The 14,719-nt window shown below is 72.1% G+C and carries 18 protein-coding genes; 11 read left to right on the forward strand and 7 right to left on the reverse strand.

Going from position 1 to position 14,719, the window contains the following annotated elements; genetic code table 11:
• Window positions 1-43 precede the first annotated feature (43 nt).
• A complete protein-coding gene (locus OG738_RS03855) occupies window positions 44-457 on the forward strand; it encodes a hypothetical protein (protein ID WP_329051257.1) in 414 nt (137 codons plus the stop codon).
• Window positions 458-496: 39 nt separating this feature from the next.
• Window positions 497-700 carry a DUF2795 domain-containing protein gene (locus OG738_RS03860; RefSeq protein ID WP_329051259.1) on the forward strand — a complete coding sequence of 68 codons (204 nt, stop codon included), beginning with the start codon at window positions 497-499 and terminating at the stop codon, window positions 698-700.
• 94 nt (window positions 701-794) lie between these two features.
• Here the strand turns inward: OG738_RS03860 and OG738_RS03865 are convergent, their stop codons facing one another.
• On the reverse strand, window positions 795-1,085 hold the full coding sequence (locus tag OG738_RS03865) for a hypothetical protein (RefSeq protein ID WP_329051260.1): 291 nt from the start codon (window positions 1,083-1,085) through the stop codon (window positions 795-797).
• An 8-nt stretch (window positions 1,086-1,093) separates the two neighbouring features.
• Entirely contained in the window at window positions 1,094-1,510 is a 417-nt protein-coding gene (locus OG738_RS03870; protein WP_329051261.1) for a CBS domain-containing protein, read from the reverse strand.
• 131 nt (window positions 1,511-1,641) lie between these two features.
• Here OG738_RS03870 and OG738_RS03875 point away from each other — a divergent pair, with 131 nt between their 5' ends.
• The 3 genes from OG738_RS03875 to OG738_RS03885 all read left to right on the forward strand — a co-directional run bounded on the left by OG738_RS03875 (window position 1,642) and on the right by OG738_RS03885 (window position 3,597).
• Complete coding sequence (locus tag OG738_RS03875) at window positions 1,642-1,983, forward strand: DUF3140 domain-containing protein (RefSeq protein WP_329051263.1); 342 nt, start codon at window positions 1,642-1,644, stop codon at window positions 1,981-1,983.
• 152 nt (window positions 1,984-2,135) lie between these two features.
• A complete protein-coding gene (locus OG738_RS03880; RefSeq protein ID WP_329051265.1) occupies window positions 2,136-3,335 on the forward strand; it encodes a zinc-dependent alcohol dehydrogenase in 1,200 nt (399 codons plus the stop codon).
• Window positions 3,325-3,597 (forward strand): DUF6480 family protein, encoded by a 273-nt coding sequence (locus OG738_RS03885; protein WP_329051266.1) that lies wholly within the window; start codon window positions 3,325-3,327, stop codon window positions 3,595-3,597. Before OG738_RS03880 ends, OG738_RS03885 begins: the two co-directional genes overlap by 11 nt.
• Window positions 3,598-3,633: 36 nt before the next feature.
• On the opposite strand, the gene OG738_RS03890 is transcribed toward OG738_RS03885, so the two are convergent.
• The 4 genes from OG738_RS03890 to OG738_RS03905 are packed head-to-tail and all read right to left on the reverse strand — an operon-like array spanning window position 3,634 to window position 8,240.
• Window positions 3,634-5,727, reverse strand: coding sequence for a xanthine dehydrogenase family protein molybdopterin-binding subunit (locus OG738_RS03890; protein ID WP_329051268.1), 2,094 nt, complete (start codon window positions 5,725-5,727; stop codon window positions 3,634-3,636).
• Window positions 5,724-6,740, reverse strand: coding sequence for an FAD binding domain-containing protein (locus OG738_RS03895; protein ID WP_329051270.1), 1,017 nt, complete (start codon window positions 6,738-6,740; stop codon window positions 5,724-5,726). The genes OG738_RS03890 and OG738_RS03895 overlap by 4 nt, the downstream gene beginning before the upstream one ends.
• Window positions 6,737-7,270, reverse strand: coding sequence for a (2Fe-2S)-binding protein (locus OG738_RS03900; protein WP_329051272.1), 534 nt, complete (start codon window positions 7,268-7,270; stop codon window positions 6,737-6,739). Before OG738_RS03900 ends, OG738_RS03895 begins: the two co-directional genes overlap by 4 nt.
• 19 nt (window positions 7,271-7,289) lie before the next feature.
• The gene (locus OG738_RS03905) at window positions 7,290-8,240 is read right to left on the reverse strand and encodes a zinc-binding dehydrogenase (RefSeq protein WP_329051273.1); all 951 of its coding nucleotides are present in this window, start codon (window positions 8,238-8,240) and stop codon (window positions 7,290-7,292) included.
• 118 nt (window positions 8,241-8,358) lie between these two features.
• Between OG738_RS03905 and OG738_RS03910 the strand changes: the two genes are divergently transcribed.
• From OG738_RS03910 to OG738_RS03935, 6 genes are all read left to right on the forward strand, one after another.
• Window positions 8,359-8,541, forward strand: coding sequence for a hypothetical protein (locus tag OG738_RS03910; protein ID WP_329051276.1), 183 nt, complete (start codon window positions 8,359-8,361; stop codon window positions 8,539-8,541).
• A 290-nt stretch (window positions 8,542-8,831) separates the two neighbouring features.
• On the forward strand, window positions 8,832-10,253 hold the full coding sequence (locus tag OG738_RS03915; protein WP_329051278.1) for a M1 family metallopeptidase: 1,422 nt from the start codon (window positions 8,832-8,834) through the stop codon (window positions 10,251-10,253).
• A gap of 39 nt (window positions 10,254-10,292) precedes the next feature.
• Window positions 10,293-10,664 carry a YciI family protein gene (locus OG738_RS03920; RefSeq protein WP_329051280.1) on the forward strand — a complete coding sequence of 124 codons (372 nt, stop codon included), beginning with the start codon at window positions 10,293-10,295 and terminating at the stop codon, window positions 10,662-10,664.
• A complete protein-coding gene (locus OG738_RS03925) occupies window positions 10,661-11,899 on the forward strand; it encodes an RNA polymerase sigma factor (protein ID WP_329051282.1) in 1,239 nt (412 codons plus the stop codon). The genes OG738_RS03920 and OG738_RS03925 overlap by 4 nt, the downstream gene beginning before the upstream one ends.
• A gap of 93 nt (window positions 11,900-11,992) precedes the next feature.
• On the forward strand, window positions 11,993-12,700 hold the full coding sequence (locus OG738_RS03930; RefSeq protein ID WP_329051284.1) for a dihydrofolate reductase family protein: 708 nt from the start codon (window positions 11,993-11,995) through the stop codon (window positions 12,698-12,700).
• Between the two features lie 83 nt (window positions 12,701-12,783).
• Window positions 12,784-13,665 (forward strand): aminoglycoside phosphotransferase family protein, encoded by an 882-nt coding sequence (locus OG738_RS03935; protein WP_329051286.1) that lies wholly within the window; start codon window positions 12,784-12,786, stop codon window positions 13,663-13,665.
• Window positions 13,666-13,724: 59 nt separating this feature from the next.
• Here OG738_RS03935 and OG738_RS03940 read toward each other — a convergent pair whose 3' ends face one another.
• Window positions 13,725-14,645 carry a class I SAM-dependent methyltransferase gene (locus OG738_RS03940; RefSeq protein WP_329051287.1) on the reverse strand — a complete coding sequence of 307 codons (921 nt, stop codon included), beginning with the start codon at window positions 14,643-14,645 and terminating at the stop codon, window positions 13,725-13,727.
• Window positions 14,646-14,719: the final 74 nt, after the last annotated feature.

Here is a 14,719-nt window from a genome sequence, read left to right on the forward strand (position 1 = left end):
TCGTCGGCGGCGGACCGGCCGATCAGCCGTACCGGTCGGTTCGTTGCAGTACGACAACAGGAACGACCCGAACTGGCCGGCGTGTGGGGTGTGTGGATCCACGACGGGCGTTCGAGCTCGGTCGGCACGTCTTGCGTACGGCGCCTGGGCGGCCACCGAGGGCAGCAAGCCTGTCGATCCCAGCGATCCGTCCATCTACCACATCTGGCTCGGCTCGCTGGACCGTACGAGCGGCGGGCAGGTCCGTCACGGCCGGGCGATCGCCGTACCGGACTCGTGGGCCTCGGGAGTGCGGGATGCGGAGGGCCGGGTCGGCGACGTGCAGCTCAAGCGCCACCAGCTGCCCGCCGGCTACCTGGCCGGTATCGCCGCCGCGATCGGCGGCCTGATCGCCCTGCCCTACGGCGAAGAACTGCGCCGCTGTGTCCGCGCCGCGAAGCGCCCCCGTACAGCTTGACGCGGTTTGCGCCTTCCGCGGACCGGGTAGGCGGTTTCCATGACCCACCCGGACCGCGAAACCCTGGCCCGTCACCTGGCCGACGTCGACTACCCCTGCGGCCGCGAAGAACTGCTGCGCCGCGCGGCGGCGGCAGGCGGGGGCGACAACGTGCTCGGCCCGCTCGGCAACCTCCCGGCCGACGTCGGCTTCACCTGCGAAGACGACGTGTGGAACGCCATGGCGCAGAGCCGCGCCGGCTGACCATCGGGGTCAGTCGACTTCAACTGCGCGTCAGGATGCCCAAGCGCGCTCTGGCGGCAAGGTGAAGGGCCTCCACACCCGGAGGCCCTTCACGTCACTTCACGCCGAACGCGGGTTGTTCTCCTCCGCCCGGCTCCAGCACCAGGGTCCGGCCGTCCACGACGTCGGCCGTCGCCTGGTCGGCGAACACCCGGGCGCCGGTGTCGTCGTCCACGAAGACCGTGTCGGTCGGGGTCGCGGTCGCCGACACCGACGCCGTCACGCCGGGGCTTCGGGGGTTCGCACCGGCAAGGGCGTGGATCCGCAACCCGCCTTCCGGAGCGGCGCCCGCCTCCCGGACCATCGTGACGATGGTGTCGGCCGCGTCGGGATCCATCGACAGCATCGCGCCACCTACCCGAACGAAAGCGCTTCGACGAGTTCGCCCGCCTGCGGGTTCGGCAACGCCCTCGCGACGTCGGCCTGCGCCACCACGCCGACGAGTTCGTGGCCGTCGATCACCGGCAGCCGGCGGACCTGGTGCGCGGTCATCGTCCGCAGGATCTCCTCGGCGTCGTCGTCCGCGCCGATCGTCACCGCTTCGCCCTGCGCCAGCTCGCCGACGTGCACCGCGCGCGGGTCCTTGCCCTCGGCGAGCACCTTCACCACGATGTCGCGGTCGGTCAGCATGCCCTTGAGCCGGTTGTCCTCGCCGCAGATCGGGAGCGCACCGACCCCTTCGCGGGCGAGGATCTGCGCGGCGTCGTGCACCGTGTCGGACTCGCGGGCGCAGGTCGCGCCGGGGGTCATGATGTCTCGGGCAGTCGTCATGGTCGTTCTCCTTTCGAAGGCCTTTTCGTGCGGCTACCCGGTGTGCGCGGACCTACACTCCCGACCGCCTCGTTTTCGCGACGGCCGGACGGGTAACCGCACCGGACGATCGGCATCCGGAGGTGATCGACATGGCCGCGCAGGCAGCGGTGGACGACGAACTGTGGGCGGAGTTCCACCGGGTGGTCAACATGACTTCCCGCGAACTGGCCGACTGGCTCCGCACGCGCGACGCGGGCCCCGAGACCGAGGCACTGCCCGACCGCGCGGGCACCCCGACCGGGCACGACGTCCTGGGCATCCTCCGGAAACGGAGGTCCGATGTGGACACCCACGACGCCGAGGTGATGCGGAAGGTCGTCGACCGCGTCCACGCCCAGCGCCGCGACGACCTCGAACCCACCGGTGGCGAGGACCACTGGCGGCGGCGCCTCATGTCGCTCGGCCACGACCCGCTGAAGCCGCCCGCGTAACGGCGCCGAAGTCCGCCCGGCCGGCGTCCTCCTCGACGACGACCGCCGCGGTCATCGTGGCCGATCCCGGCATCGTCGAGACGCGGTAGTGGTTTCGATGGCCGCCGACGGGGCAACCGAGCCGCGACGACCGAGCCGAGGAGGCGAAACCCGTGAAGGCAGTGGTGTGGCACGGCGTCGGGGACATCCGCGCCGAGGAGGTACCCGATCCGAAGATCCTGGAGCCGAGTGACGCCGTCATCCGGATCACCCGCAGTGCGATCTGCGGGACCGACCTGCACCTCGTGCGCGGGACGATGCCGGGCATGGTGCCCGGGACCGTGCTCGGCCACGAGGCCGTCGGCGTCGTCGAAGAGGTCGGGCCCGCCGTGCGCGGCTTCACGCCGGGCGACCGGGTCGTCGTGTGTTCGACGATCGGCTGCGGCACCTGCTCGTACTGCCGCGCCGGCTACTACGCCCAGTGCGACACGGCCAACCCGAACGGCCCCGGCGCCGGCACCAGCTTTTTCGGCGGCCCCGAGACCACCGGCCCCGTCGACGGCTTGCAAGCGGAGTACGCGCGGATCCCCTTCGCGATGACCACCCTCGTCCGAATCCCGGACACCGTCGGCGACGACCAGGCCATTCTCGTGTCGGACATCTTCCCGACGGCCTGGTTCGGCGCCCGGCTGGCCGAGGTCGGGCCGGGCGACAGCGTCCTGGTGCTCGGCGCCGGCGCCGTCGGCCAGCTGGCGATCGCCTCCGCGAAACGCCAGGGCGCGGGCCGCGTGTTCGCCGTCGACGGCATCGCCTCCCGCCTCGACCTCGCCCGCGGGCAGAACGCCGAGACCGTCGACTTCAACGCCGAGGACCCGGTGGCCGTGGTCCGGGAACTGACCGGGGGCATCGGCGTGGACCGGGTCATCGACGCCGTCGGCGTGGACGCGCAGCGCCCGGCGCGCGGACCGGCCGCCGGCCAGGGGGAAGACCTCGAAGCCGAGCGGGAGCTCGCCGCGCCCGACGCGGCGCCGGACGGTGACCAGTGGGTGCCGGGCAACGCGCCCAGCCTCGCGGCGCGCTGGGCCGTCGACGTGGTCGCGAAGGCCGGCACGATCGGCGTCATCGGCGTCTACCCGCCGGGGTTCGACCGGTTCCCGCTCGGTGAAGCGATGAACAAGAACCTCACCGTTCACCTGGGCAACTGCAACCACCGCCGGTACGTGCCCCGCCTGCTGCAGCTCGTCGCGTCCGGCGCGGTCGATCCGACGGCCTTCATCACCCAGCACGAAGAGCCGGTGAACGCGATCGACGCCTACCGGACGTTCGACCGGCGCGAGTCCGGCTGGCTGAAGGCGGTACTCGATGTCGACTGAGCGAAACCACCGCGATGACAGTCCGGCCACGGCCACGCCGCCGGACCCGGACCCCGCCGCCACGCCCGACCTGGAACCCGGCGGTGGGGTGCCGCTCGGCAGCACACCGCCGGACTCCGCGCAGACGTCGGGGTTGTCGCACCCGCAGCCGATGCCGTCGAAGGCCATGCCGGCGGCTTGGCTCGTGGTCATCGCGGTGCTGACCCTGATGGCCGCGGCCTTCGTCGTGTCGCTGGCGGCCGGGTGGCTGAAGATGTGGTGACCCCGGCGGGAAGCGCGGTGGTTGCCGCGTCGGCCGTTAGTCCGGCAGGCCCGCCAGCACCTTGTCCAGGGTGATCGGCAGATCCCGCACGCGCACACCCGTCGCGTGGAAGACCGCGTTGGCCACCGCTGCCGCCGTGCCGACGATGCCGATCTCGCCGATTCCCTTGCTGCCCATGGGGTTGAGGTGCGGGTCGTGCTCGTCGAGCCAGTCCGCCCGCAGGTCGCCGATGTCCGCGTTGGCCGCGATGTGGTACTCCGCCAGGTCGTGGTTGACGACGTGCCCGAAGCGCGGGTCGAGGACGCTGTTTTCGTGCAGCGCCATGGACAGGCCCATGGTCATGCCGCCGAGGAACTGCGACCGGGCGGTGAGCGGGTTGACGATCCGGCCCGCCGCGAACGTGCCGTGCAGCCGCGACACCCGAATCTCCCCGGTGTCGGCGTTGACGCGCGCCTCGGCGAACTGCGCGCCGAAGGCGTACATCGCGTACCGGTCCTCGTCCGGGTTCTCCGGCATGTCCGCCTGGGCTTCGGCGCCGTTTTCCGGGTCCTCGCCGTACTTGTCGCGGAACGCCCGCGCGGCCGCGACCACCGCCGAGCCCCACGACGCGGTCCCGGTCGAGCCGCCGGCGACGGTGGCGGTGGGGTGAGCCGTGTCGCCGATCCGGGCCTCGACCCGCTCGACCGGCACGCCGAGGGCGTCGGCCGCGATCTGCGGCAGCACCGTCCACGTGCCCGTGCCGATGTCGGCCGCGCCGATCTCGGCGACATACCGGCCGTCCTCGAACCGGACGACCGCCGTCGAACCCGGCATCCGCTTGGCCGGGTACACCGAAGCCGCGACGCCGGTGCCGACCAGCCAATCGCCGTCCCGCCGGACGCCCGGCCGCGGATCCCGCTCCGCCCAGCCGAAGTTCTCTGCCCCGGTGCGCAAGCACGCGACGAGGTTGCGGCTGGAGAACGGGTTCCCGGTGTCGGGGTCGCGCTCGGGTTCGTTGCGGATGCGCAGCTCGACCGGGTCGATGCCGAGTTCGGCCGCGAGCTCGTCCATCGCGACCTCGGGACCGAACATGCCCGGGCACTCCCCCGGCGCCCGCATCCACGACGGCACCGGCACGTCCAGCGCGGCGAGCCGGTGGGTCGTCGCACGGTTCGGGGCGGCGTACATCATCCGCGCGGGCAACGCCGTCTGCTCGGCGAACTCCTTGATCCGCGACGTCTGCTCGACGACGTCCAGCCCGATCGCCCGCAGCCGCCCGTCCTGGCCGGCGCCGAGCCGCATCCGCTGGATCGTCGGCGTGCGGTAGCCGGCCTGGCTGAACATCTGCTGGCGCGTGAGAGCGAGCCGCACCGGCCGGCCCGGCACCGCACGGGCGGCCAGCGCCGCGAGGACGACGTGGGCGTGCGCGGTGCCCTTCGACCCGAACCCGCCGCCGACGTACGGGCCGATCACGCGGACGTGGTCCGCCGGCAGGCCGAAGAGCTTCGAGACGGTCTGCCGCACCGGGTGGACGCCCTGCGTCGAGTCCCACAGCGTCAGCGTCCCGTTCTCCCAGAGCGCCGTCGTCGCGTGCGGTTCGAGCGGGTTGTTGTGGTACATCGCCGTCGTGTAGGTCTGCTCCACCGTGACGTCGGCGTCGCGGAGGGCGGCGTCGACGTCGCCTTCCGCGCTGTCGGTGGGGAACGACGGGTTGACCTTGTCCGGCTTGTACAGGTCGTCGCGCTCGGCGGACAACGTGACGTCGGCGGTCTCGGTGTCGTACTCGACCTCGACGAGGTCCGCGGCGTGCCGCGCGGTTTCGGAGGTCTCCGCGACCACGAGCCCGATCACCCGGCCGCGGAACGGGATCTCGCGGTCCTGCAGCACGGCGAGTTCGGCGTCTTCGGTGTCGGCGAGCCGCTCGCTCGTGAACGGCGTCAGGACGCGCAGCACGCCGTCGAGGGATTCCGCCTCGACGGTGCCGACCCGGCTGCAGCGGCCCCGCGCGATGGTGGCCTGGACGGGGTGGCAGTGCAGCGGGTTGTCGACCGGCACTTCGAAGGCGTACGGCGCCGTGCCGGTGACCTTCGCGGGTCCATCGCGGCGGGTGTGCGACCGGCCGATCGCGGCCGGTTCCAGCAGTTCGGTCATCGGCCCGGCTCCTCGGCAGTCGGATCGGCGGTCAGGTCGCGCAGCACCGCGGCGAGCGTGCGCCGGGTGAGCGGGATCTTGAAAGCGTTTCCCCCGTCGACACCGTCGAGCGGGCGGGCGTCCGCGAGTTCCGCGTCGGCGGCCGCCCGGAACAGTTCCACCGATGGCCGTTGTCCACGCAGCACCTCTTCGGCGCGGTACGCGCGCCAGGGCTGGTGCGCGACCCCGCCCAGCGCCACCCGCACGTCGTCGAGCACACCGTCCACAAGAGACACTCCGGCGGCGACCGAGACCAGCGCGAAGGCGTAGGACGCGCGGTCGCGGACCTTGCGGTAGCGCGAGCGGCGAGCCCAGGACGCGGCCGGGAGCGTGATCTCCGTGATCAGGTCGCCGTGGCCGAGCACGGTGTCGCGGTCCGGCCGGTCCCCCGGCAGGCGGTGCAGGTCGGCGAACGGCACGACGCGGTCCCCCGCCGGCCCGAGCACGTGCACCCGGGCGTCCAAAGCGAGCAGGGCCACCGCCATGTCCGATGGATGGGTCGCGACGCAGTGCTCGGACGCGCCGAGGATCGCGTGGTACCGGGTGGCGCCGCCCAGCGCCGAGCAGCCGGCGCCCGGCGACCGCTTGTTGCACGGCGTCGTGACGTCCTGGAAGTAGGAGCACCGGGTGCGCTGCAACGGGTTCCCGCCGGTCGTCGCCATGTTCCGCAGCTGCGCGGACGCGCCCGAGAGCAAGGCCTCGGCCAGCACGGGGTACCGCTCCCGGACGCGGGAGTCGGCCGCGAGGTCGCTGTTGCGGACGCCCGCGCCGATCACCAGCTCGCCGTCGTGTTCGCGGATCTCCGCGGAGGTGAGCGTCTTCACGTCGACGATCCGGTCCGGCGCCGCGACGCCCAGCTTGAGGTGGTCGACCAGGTTGGTCCCGCCGGCCAGGTACACGGCGGTCGGATCGGCCGCGACGGCCCGCACCGCGTCGGCCGCGGACTCCGGCCGGTCGAGGGTGAAGGGTTTCATCGCGACTCTCCCGCCTGCCGGATCGCGGCGACGATGCCGACGTAGGCTCCGCAGCGGCAGAGGTTGCCGCTCATCCGTTCGGCGATCTCGTCGTCGGTCCACTGTGGAGTGTCCGAGACGGACGCCGTGACGTGACTGGGCGCACCGGCGTCGAACTCGGTCAGCAGACCGGCGGCGGAGCAGATCTGGCCGGGAGTGCAATAGCCGCACTGGAAACCGTCGTGCTCCAGGAACGCCTGCTGCAGCGGGTGCAGGTCGTCGCCGTCGGCCAGCCCGGCCGCCGTCGTGACGTCGGCACCGTCGCAGGTCAGGGCCAGCACCAGGCAGGCGAGCACGCGCCGGCCGTCGAGCAGGACCGTGCAGGCGCCGCACTGGCCGTGGTCGCAGCCCTTCTTCGGGCTGGTCACGCCGAGCTGTTCGCGCAGCAGGTCGAGCAGGGTGCGCCGCGGATCGACGGCCGGCCGGTACGCCGTGCCGTCGACCCGCAGCTCGATCGTGCGGGAAGCACCCGCGGTCTCGGTGGTCGTCATAACCGCTCCTAGCGCCCGGTCAGGTGAGGTCGAGGATCGTCTTCCCGCGGCCGTGCCCGGAGTCGAGGCGTTCGTGGACCTTCCGGACCTGGTCGAGCGGCAGCACTTCCTGCACCACCGGGCGGGCCTGGCCGCGTTCGAAGACCGGGGTCAGCTCCTCGAGCCGGCGACGTTCCCGGGTGAGCATGATCCCGTGCAGCTGCTGGTTGCGCTGGTAGAGCGGGGTCAGCTCGCCCTTGGGCGGCAGGACGGTCGCGATCCGGCCGAACGCGCGGGTCGCGGCGCAGCTCTTGACCAGGTTCTCCCCGCCGACCAGGTCCAGCACCGCGTCGGCGCCCGCGCCACCGGTCCGCTCGAACGCCACGTCGACCGGGTCGTCCCGGTGGTAGTCGATCGGCTCCGCGCCGAGCTCGCGCACCAGGTCCTGGTTGTCCGGGCCGGCCGTGGCCAGCACCCGGGCACCCGCCGCGATCGCGAACTGCACGGCGAACGTGCCGACGCCGCCCGCGCCGGCGTGCACCAGCACCGTCTCACCGGGACGGACCGCGAGCCTGCGGACGATCGCCTCCCACGCCGTGCCGCCGGCCAGCGGGATCGCGGCCGCCTCCACGTGGCTCAGCCCGCGCGGCTTCGGCGCCACGATGGCCGCCGCCACGACGTTCAGCTCGGCGTAGCTGCCCGACCGCGTCGTCAGCTCGGGCGTGTAGAAGACCTCGTCGCCCACGGAGAATTCGCGGACGCCCGGGCCGACCGCCTCGACCACGCCCGACACGTCACCGCCGAGCACGGCGGGCAGCTCCAGCCCGGGCATCGCCACCCCTTGCCGGATCTTCGCCTCCACCGGGTTCGTCCCCGACGCGACGACCCGGACGAGGATCTCGCCGGGCCCCGGCTCGGGCCGGTCGACGTCCTCGACCGAGAGGATGTCCGGATCGCCGAACTCCGTCATCACCACCGCTCGCATGGACATCCCGATCAGGTACCCGGCGTCGCGACACCGAAACGAGGCACGAGCGGAGAGTTTCCGGTCCCGGCGAGCGGGTAGCCGCAGAAGCGAGGCCTGTTACCAGGGCCCGAAGGAGGTTCTGATGCGCCGAGAAAGCGATCTGCACTCGCCCCGCGAGGACGAAGACGGCCCTGTCGCGAACCCGGAACGCCGTCAGGTCCACTCCGGCGATCCGACCGAACAGGACTGGCGCGAGGTCGGCGACGAGGTGCGCCACGCCGCGGAGCAGGCGGGGCGCAAGCCGGAACAGCCCGAAACCGACTGAACCGACGCCGCGCTGCGGCCGGTCCTCGCTTCGCCAAATCGGTCGTCGTTGCGCCGCAACCGGTCGAACGCCTCGTTCACGCGCGCCGACGGGAGCACCTCCACGTCGGCGGTGACACCGCGCTCCGCGCAGAAAGGCGGCATCTCGCCGCGTTTCGGCGCTGGATTCCCACGCCAAGTTCGCCGGCCCCCACGGTCGTGGGGCGCCGGCCGGGGATCCGGGGCCGAACGCTTGATCCGCGTGTCGGATCGGTCCTACTCTTCAGCGTCGATGCTTGCCGAGGAGGACCCATGCGAGGCGCCCACCGTAGCCGTGGCCACTTGGTGATCATCTCCTGTGCGCTGTCCGCCGGTCTGCTGGCCGTGACGAGCCCGGCAGCGGACGCGGCGCCGGCGCCGCTGTACTCCCCCGGTGCGCCAGGCGCCGGGGATCCGTACTTCCCCGACATGGGCAACGGCGGCTACGACGTCAGCCACTACGACATCCGGCTGGCGTTCGACCCCGCCACCAAAGCGATCAACGCGACGACGACGATTCTCGCCACGGCCACCCAGGATCTCTCCCGTTTCGACCTGGATTTCCAGGGGCCGCTGACGATCAGCAGGCTCTCGGTGAACGGCCTGAACGCCGCCTTCACCCGCAGCGGTGCCCAGGAGCTGGTGATCACCCCGCCGTACGGTCTGCGGAAGGGCAGCCCGTTCGTCGTCTCGGTGACTTACTCCGGCGTCCCGCAGAAGATCGACGACCCCGCGCTGGGCCTCTCCGGCTGGGTCGCCACCAAGGACGGCGCGGTCGCGCTCAACCAGCCGATCGGCGCGGCGACCTACTACCCGGTGAACGACACCACCGACGACAAAGCGACCTACACCCAGACCATCACCGTGCCGACCGGGCTCACCGTGCTGGCCAACGGCGAACCCGGGCCGACCACCACGCACGATCACCTGACCACCTTCCGCTGGTCCATGAACCGGCCGATGGCCAGCGAGCTGAGCATGCTCGCGATCGGCGACTACGACGTCACCCGCGGCGTGACGGCCGGCGGCCTCCCGGACATCACCGCGATCGGCAAGTCGATCGACACCCGGCCCGGTCAGGGCGAGGTGTTCAACCAGACCACGGCGCAGATCATCCAGTGGGAATCCTCGATGTACGGGCAGTACCCGTTCGACTCGACCGGCGGCATCCTCGCCGACGTCGGCGTCGGCTACGCCCTCGAGACCCAGAGCCGGCCGGTCTACGACCAGAGCACCAGCGACGTCGACGGCGACCTGCTCGCCCACGAACTCGGCCACCAGTGGTTCGGCGACAGCCTCACTCCGGTGCACTGGTCGGACATCTGGCTCAACGAAGGCTTCGCGACCTACTCGGAGTGGCTCTACCAGGAGAAATTCAACAACGTCCCCGTGCAACAGACCTTCGCGAAGGCCTACGCCGACGAGAAGGACTGGAGCGGCGAAGTCGCCGACCCCGGACGTGATCACATCTTCGACGACCTGGTCTACACCCGCGGCGCGATGACACTGCAGGCGCTGCGCACGAAGATCGGCGACCGCGCTTTCTTCGAGGTGCTCTCGCTCTGGCCGACGGCGCACCGATACGGCAACGTCTCGACGCCGCAGTTCATCCAGTTCGTCGAGCGGCTGACCCACCGCAACCTCGGCTCGTTCTTCCACACCTGGCTCTACCAGCCGGGCAAGCCGGCACTCTGACCAGGTAGGGGGACCACGACTGAGCAGCGGAGGTTCGCGGTGAAGTACCTGATGTTGATCTACGGCAACGAGCGCATCTGGAACGGTACCGAGCCGGCCGGGCTGGCCGCGTTGATCGGCGAGGTGGACGCGTTCAACGAACGCTTGCGGGAGTCGGGCGAGCTGGTCGCCCTCAACGGGCTGGTTCCGCGCGCCCGGTCGGTTCGGATGGGGCCGGACGCGCCGGTGGTCACCGACGGGCCTTACCTGGAGGCGAAGGAGTACGTCGGGTCGTACTTCATCGTGGACGTCGACAGCGAGGAGCGGGCGCTCGACATCGCGCGGTCGTACCCGGCGCTGCGGCACAGCCGTGGTCTCGGCGGCGGCGTCGAGGTGTGGCCGTTGATGGAGCGGGGTGGCGGCGATCTGTGACGCTCGAGGAACCGGTCGAGGATCTTCTCCGTGCGCTGGTGCCTCAGGTGCTGGGCACGCTCGTGCGGCGGTACGGGGATTTCGCACGGTGTGAGGACGCGGTCCAGGAGGCGCTGATCGCCGCGGTGGACGCGTGGTCGCAGGCCGGCGTCCCGGCGTCTCCGGTGGGGTGGCTGAGCACGGTGGCCGCGCGGCGCTACGTGGATCAGGTGCGCGTCGACACCGCCCGCGCACGGCGGGAACGAGCGGTCGCCGACGCCTTGCCGCGCGACGTGCTGGCCGCGGCGCCGGCGGATCTGGAGCCGGCGCGGGACGATCTGCTGGAGCTGCTGTTCCTGTGCTGCCACCCCGCGCTGACCGCGTCCGCGCAGATGGCGCTGACCCTGCGCGCGGTGGGCGGACTGGCCACACCGGAGATCGCGGCGGCCTTCCTCGTGCCGGACAAGACCATGGGACAACGGATTTCCCGCGCCAAGCAGCGGCTGCGGGAGGTGGGTGCGCGGTTCGAGCTGCCACCGGAGCCGGAGCGCGGCCCCCGGGTGGGGGTGGTGCTGCACGTGCTCTACCTCGTGTTCAACGAGGGCTACAGCGCCAGCGCCGGGACGACGCTGCACCGGGCCGACCTCACCCGGGAGGCCGTGCGCCTGGCGCGGCGGCTGCACGAGCGGTTGCCCGGTTCCGGGGAGGCCGCGGGCCTGCTCGCGTTGATGCTGCTGACCGAGGCGCGCAGCGCGGCCCGCATCGGTCCCGACGGCGAGCTGGTCCCGCTGGCCGAGCAGGACCGGGCGCGCTGGGACCGGGCGGCGATCGCCGAGGGAACCGACCTGCTCACCCGCGCCATGGCGACGCTGCCCCTCGGCCCGTACCAGGTCCAGGCCTCCATCGCCGCCCTGCACGACGAAGCCGCCTCGGTCGAGGACACCGACTGGCGGCAGATCCTGGCGTTGTACGACATCCTGGAGCGTTCGGCCCCCAACCCGGTCGTGTCGCTCAACCGGGCGGTCGCGCTGGGCATGGTGCGCGGGCCCCAGGCCGGCCTGGCTGCCCTGCGCGAGCTGGAGACCGGTGTGCTCGCCGGCCACCACCGGCTGCTGGCCGTCCGGGCCCACCTGCTGGAACAGGCCGGCGAACGGGCGTGCGCGGCCACCGCCTTCCAGGAGGCCGCGCGGCTGGCCGGCAGCGTGCCCGAGCAGCGGTTCCTGCTCCGGCGGGCGGCCCGGTGCGCGGCCGGGTGATTTTCTTCCGCGTGGATGTAGAAAACCGCCACCGCGGCTCCGATCCCCCGTGAGCGCCCCCGCCGGGCGGCGCCACGACAGCGGAGGACCAGCATGACCAAGGTGACAGCGCAGATGTCCGTGTCACTCGACGGCTACTACGCCGGACCCCGGCACGACGGCCAGGGTGGCTGGATGGACTCGGCGGAGGCCGCCGGCTTCTTCCGGGTCACCCGGTGGCTGATCGACGCGATGGCCTGGCGGGAGCGGATCGGCTTCGCCGGCGGCGAGCGGGACACCAACTCCGACATCATCGCGGAAACGTTCGAGGCGGCGGGCGCGTACGTCATGGGACGGCGCATGTTCGAGGGCGGGGAGGTGCCCTGGGGCGACGAGCCGCCGTTCCGCGCGCCGGTCTTCGTCGTGACGCATCGTCCTCGCCAGAAGCTGGCGCGCCGAGGGGGAACGAGCTTCACGTTCGTCACCGACGGCGTCGCCGACGCGATCGAGCAGGCCCGCGCCGTGGCGAACGGCAAGAACGTCGCCATCGCCGGAGGCGGCGACCTCGTGCGGCAGGTGCTGGAGGAAGGGCTGCTGGACGAGCTCGAACTGCACGTCGTCCCGGTCGTGCTGGGTGGCGGCATGCGCCTGCTCGAGCCCGACCTGGGCCTCGACGCGAAGGAGGCCATCGAGCTCACCCCGACCCGGGTCGTGCCGACGCCCCAGGTCACGCACACCCGGTACACGGTCACCGGCCACGCGGCGCTGGTGCTCGACGACCGCGGCAGCGGCGGCGGCCCCAGCCGGCTCGCGGCGTCCTGACGCCTGACCGGCGGCTGTCAGCGGTATCGGCCCGTCCGCGGGCCGATACCCGCCTGGCGGCGTTCCGGGGGCAGACTGCCGGGATGGACATCGGAGAGCTCGGCGCACGGTTGGTGAGCCGGTTCGGTCCCGACGTCGTGGCGTGGCTCGAGGGGGTTCCGGCTCTCGCCGGGCGGCTGGCGTCCCGGTGGGGACTCCTGCTCGGTGAGCCGTTCGCGAGTGGCGCGTCCTCGGTTGTCGTGCGGTGCCGATGGCCGGACGGGACGCCGGCGGTCCTCAAGCTCAGTCCGGATCGGGTGCTGCTGACCAGGCAGGTGGAGATGCTGCGCGTCTTCGCGGCATCGGGCCGGGTGCCGGCCGTGCTCGCCATGGACGCGGAGGCGGGCGCGACCGTGCTGGAGGAAGTCCGGCCTGGCACCGAGGCCGAAGACCTGCCTCAGACGTCGTTACCCCGGCAGTGGGGAGAGTTGCTCAGCGCACTGCACGCCGTGGCCCCGCCCGCGGACTGGCCGTGGGATCTGCGCGGTCGGTGCGACGAGGCCTTCGCCCGGATCGGCCGGCGGCTGTCCGAACCGGCCATCCGCGCACGGATCGACCAGGCCACGTGGCGGCGGACGATCGGGCGCTGCGAGGCGTTGCTGGACGCGCAAACCAGGCTCGTGCTGGTGCACGGCGATCTGCATCTCGGCAACGTCCTGGACGGTGGGCCGTCGCGGGGCCTGATCGCCATCGACCCCAAGGCGTGCGTCGGCGATCCGTGCTTCGACGCCGTCGACTACGTGGTGGCGGGTGCCGGGCACGAGGGCGTCGAGGCCCGTTGCCAGCGGGTGGCGGCCGCGTGCGGGCTCGATGGGGACAGGCTCTACGCGTGGAGCCGGGTGATCGCTCCCCTGTTCGCCATCGCCTACCTCACCCATGACGGTCCGGAGCAGGCGATCGGCGAACTCCTCACCCTGGCTCGTTGATCGCGCGAAGCCGGGTGAGCTGCCGGACAGCCCGTTCCGGCTCCGCGCAGTCGTCCCGATCACCGTGGCTTCGCCTCGAGGACACCGCTGACGTAGCGCACGTCGCCCATGCGCAGGTCGTCGTCCACGAGGGGTGGGAGGGCGTTCGCGGCGAGCAGGTCACGGACGGTGGTCCCGCTCATCGTCCAGCCGCGGTCCGCCAGGTAGGGCGCCGCTTCGTTGCGCTCGCCGAAGTAGCGCAGCTTGGCCATGTCCGTGTCGAAGTTCCGGTCACGCCAGCGTTCGGAGAGGCGGTTCAGGCTGTCCTTCGTCCGGTCGTCGTCGCCCGGTCGCGGGTTGGGCCGGTTTTCGGTGGCCACCCGGCTTCCCGGCGCGCTGAGCTCGGTGATCGTGTCCAGCAGGCTGTCCTGGGCCTCGGGTGGCAGGTAGCTCAGCAGGCCTTCGGCGCTCCACGCGGCCGGCCGGGCCGGGTCGAACCCGGCGGTGCGCAGCGCGGCCGGCCAGTCGTCGCGCAGGTCGGCCGCGGCCACTCGCCGCTCGGCGGTGGGCGCGGCACCCAGCTCGGCCAGCGTGCGGGTCTTGAACTCCAGGACCGGCGGCTGGTCGACCTCGTACACCACGGTCCCGGCCGGCCAGGGCAGCCGGTAGGCGCGGGAATCCAGTCCCGAAGCCAGGATCACGGCCTGCGTGATGCCCGCGCTCGCCGCGTCGAGGAAGAAATCGTCGTAGAAGCGGCCCCGGATTTGCGCCATGTCGATCCACACGTCGCCGACCAGGTCGTCCGGGACCGCTTCGCCGGTCGCCAGCCGGATGAGGAAGTCGACGCCGACCGCCCGGACGAGCGGTTCGGCGAACGGGTCGTCGATGAGCGGACGGTCCGCGCGGGTCGCCATCGCCCGGGCCGCCGCGGCCATGGTCGCGGTCGCGCCGACGCTGGAGGCGAGGTCCCAGGTGTCCCCGTCGCGCCTGGTGGAAGTCATGTTCTGCCCTGTCCTTCGCGTTCTCGGATCGGTTCGCGAGTGACGTACCACTTTTCGGGGCCGGTGACCAGACG

This window comes from Amycolatopsis sp. NBC_01488 (assembly GCF_036227105.1).
In the GTDB taxonomy this organism is placed as follows: domain Bacteria; phylum Actinomycetota; class Actinomycetes; order Mycobacteriales; family Pseudonocardiaceae; genus Amycolatopsis.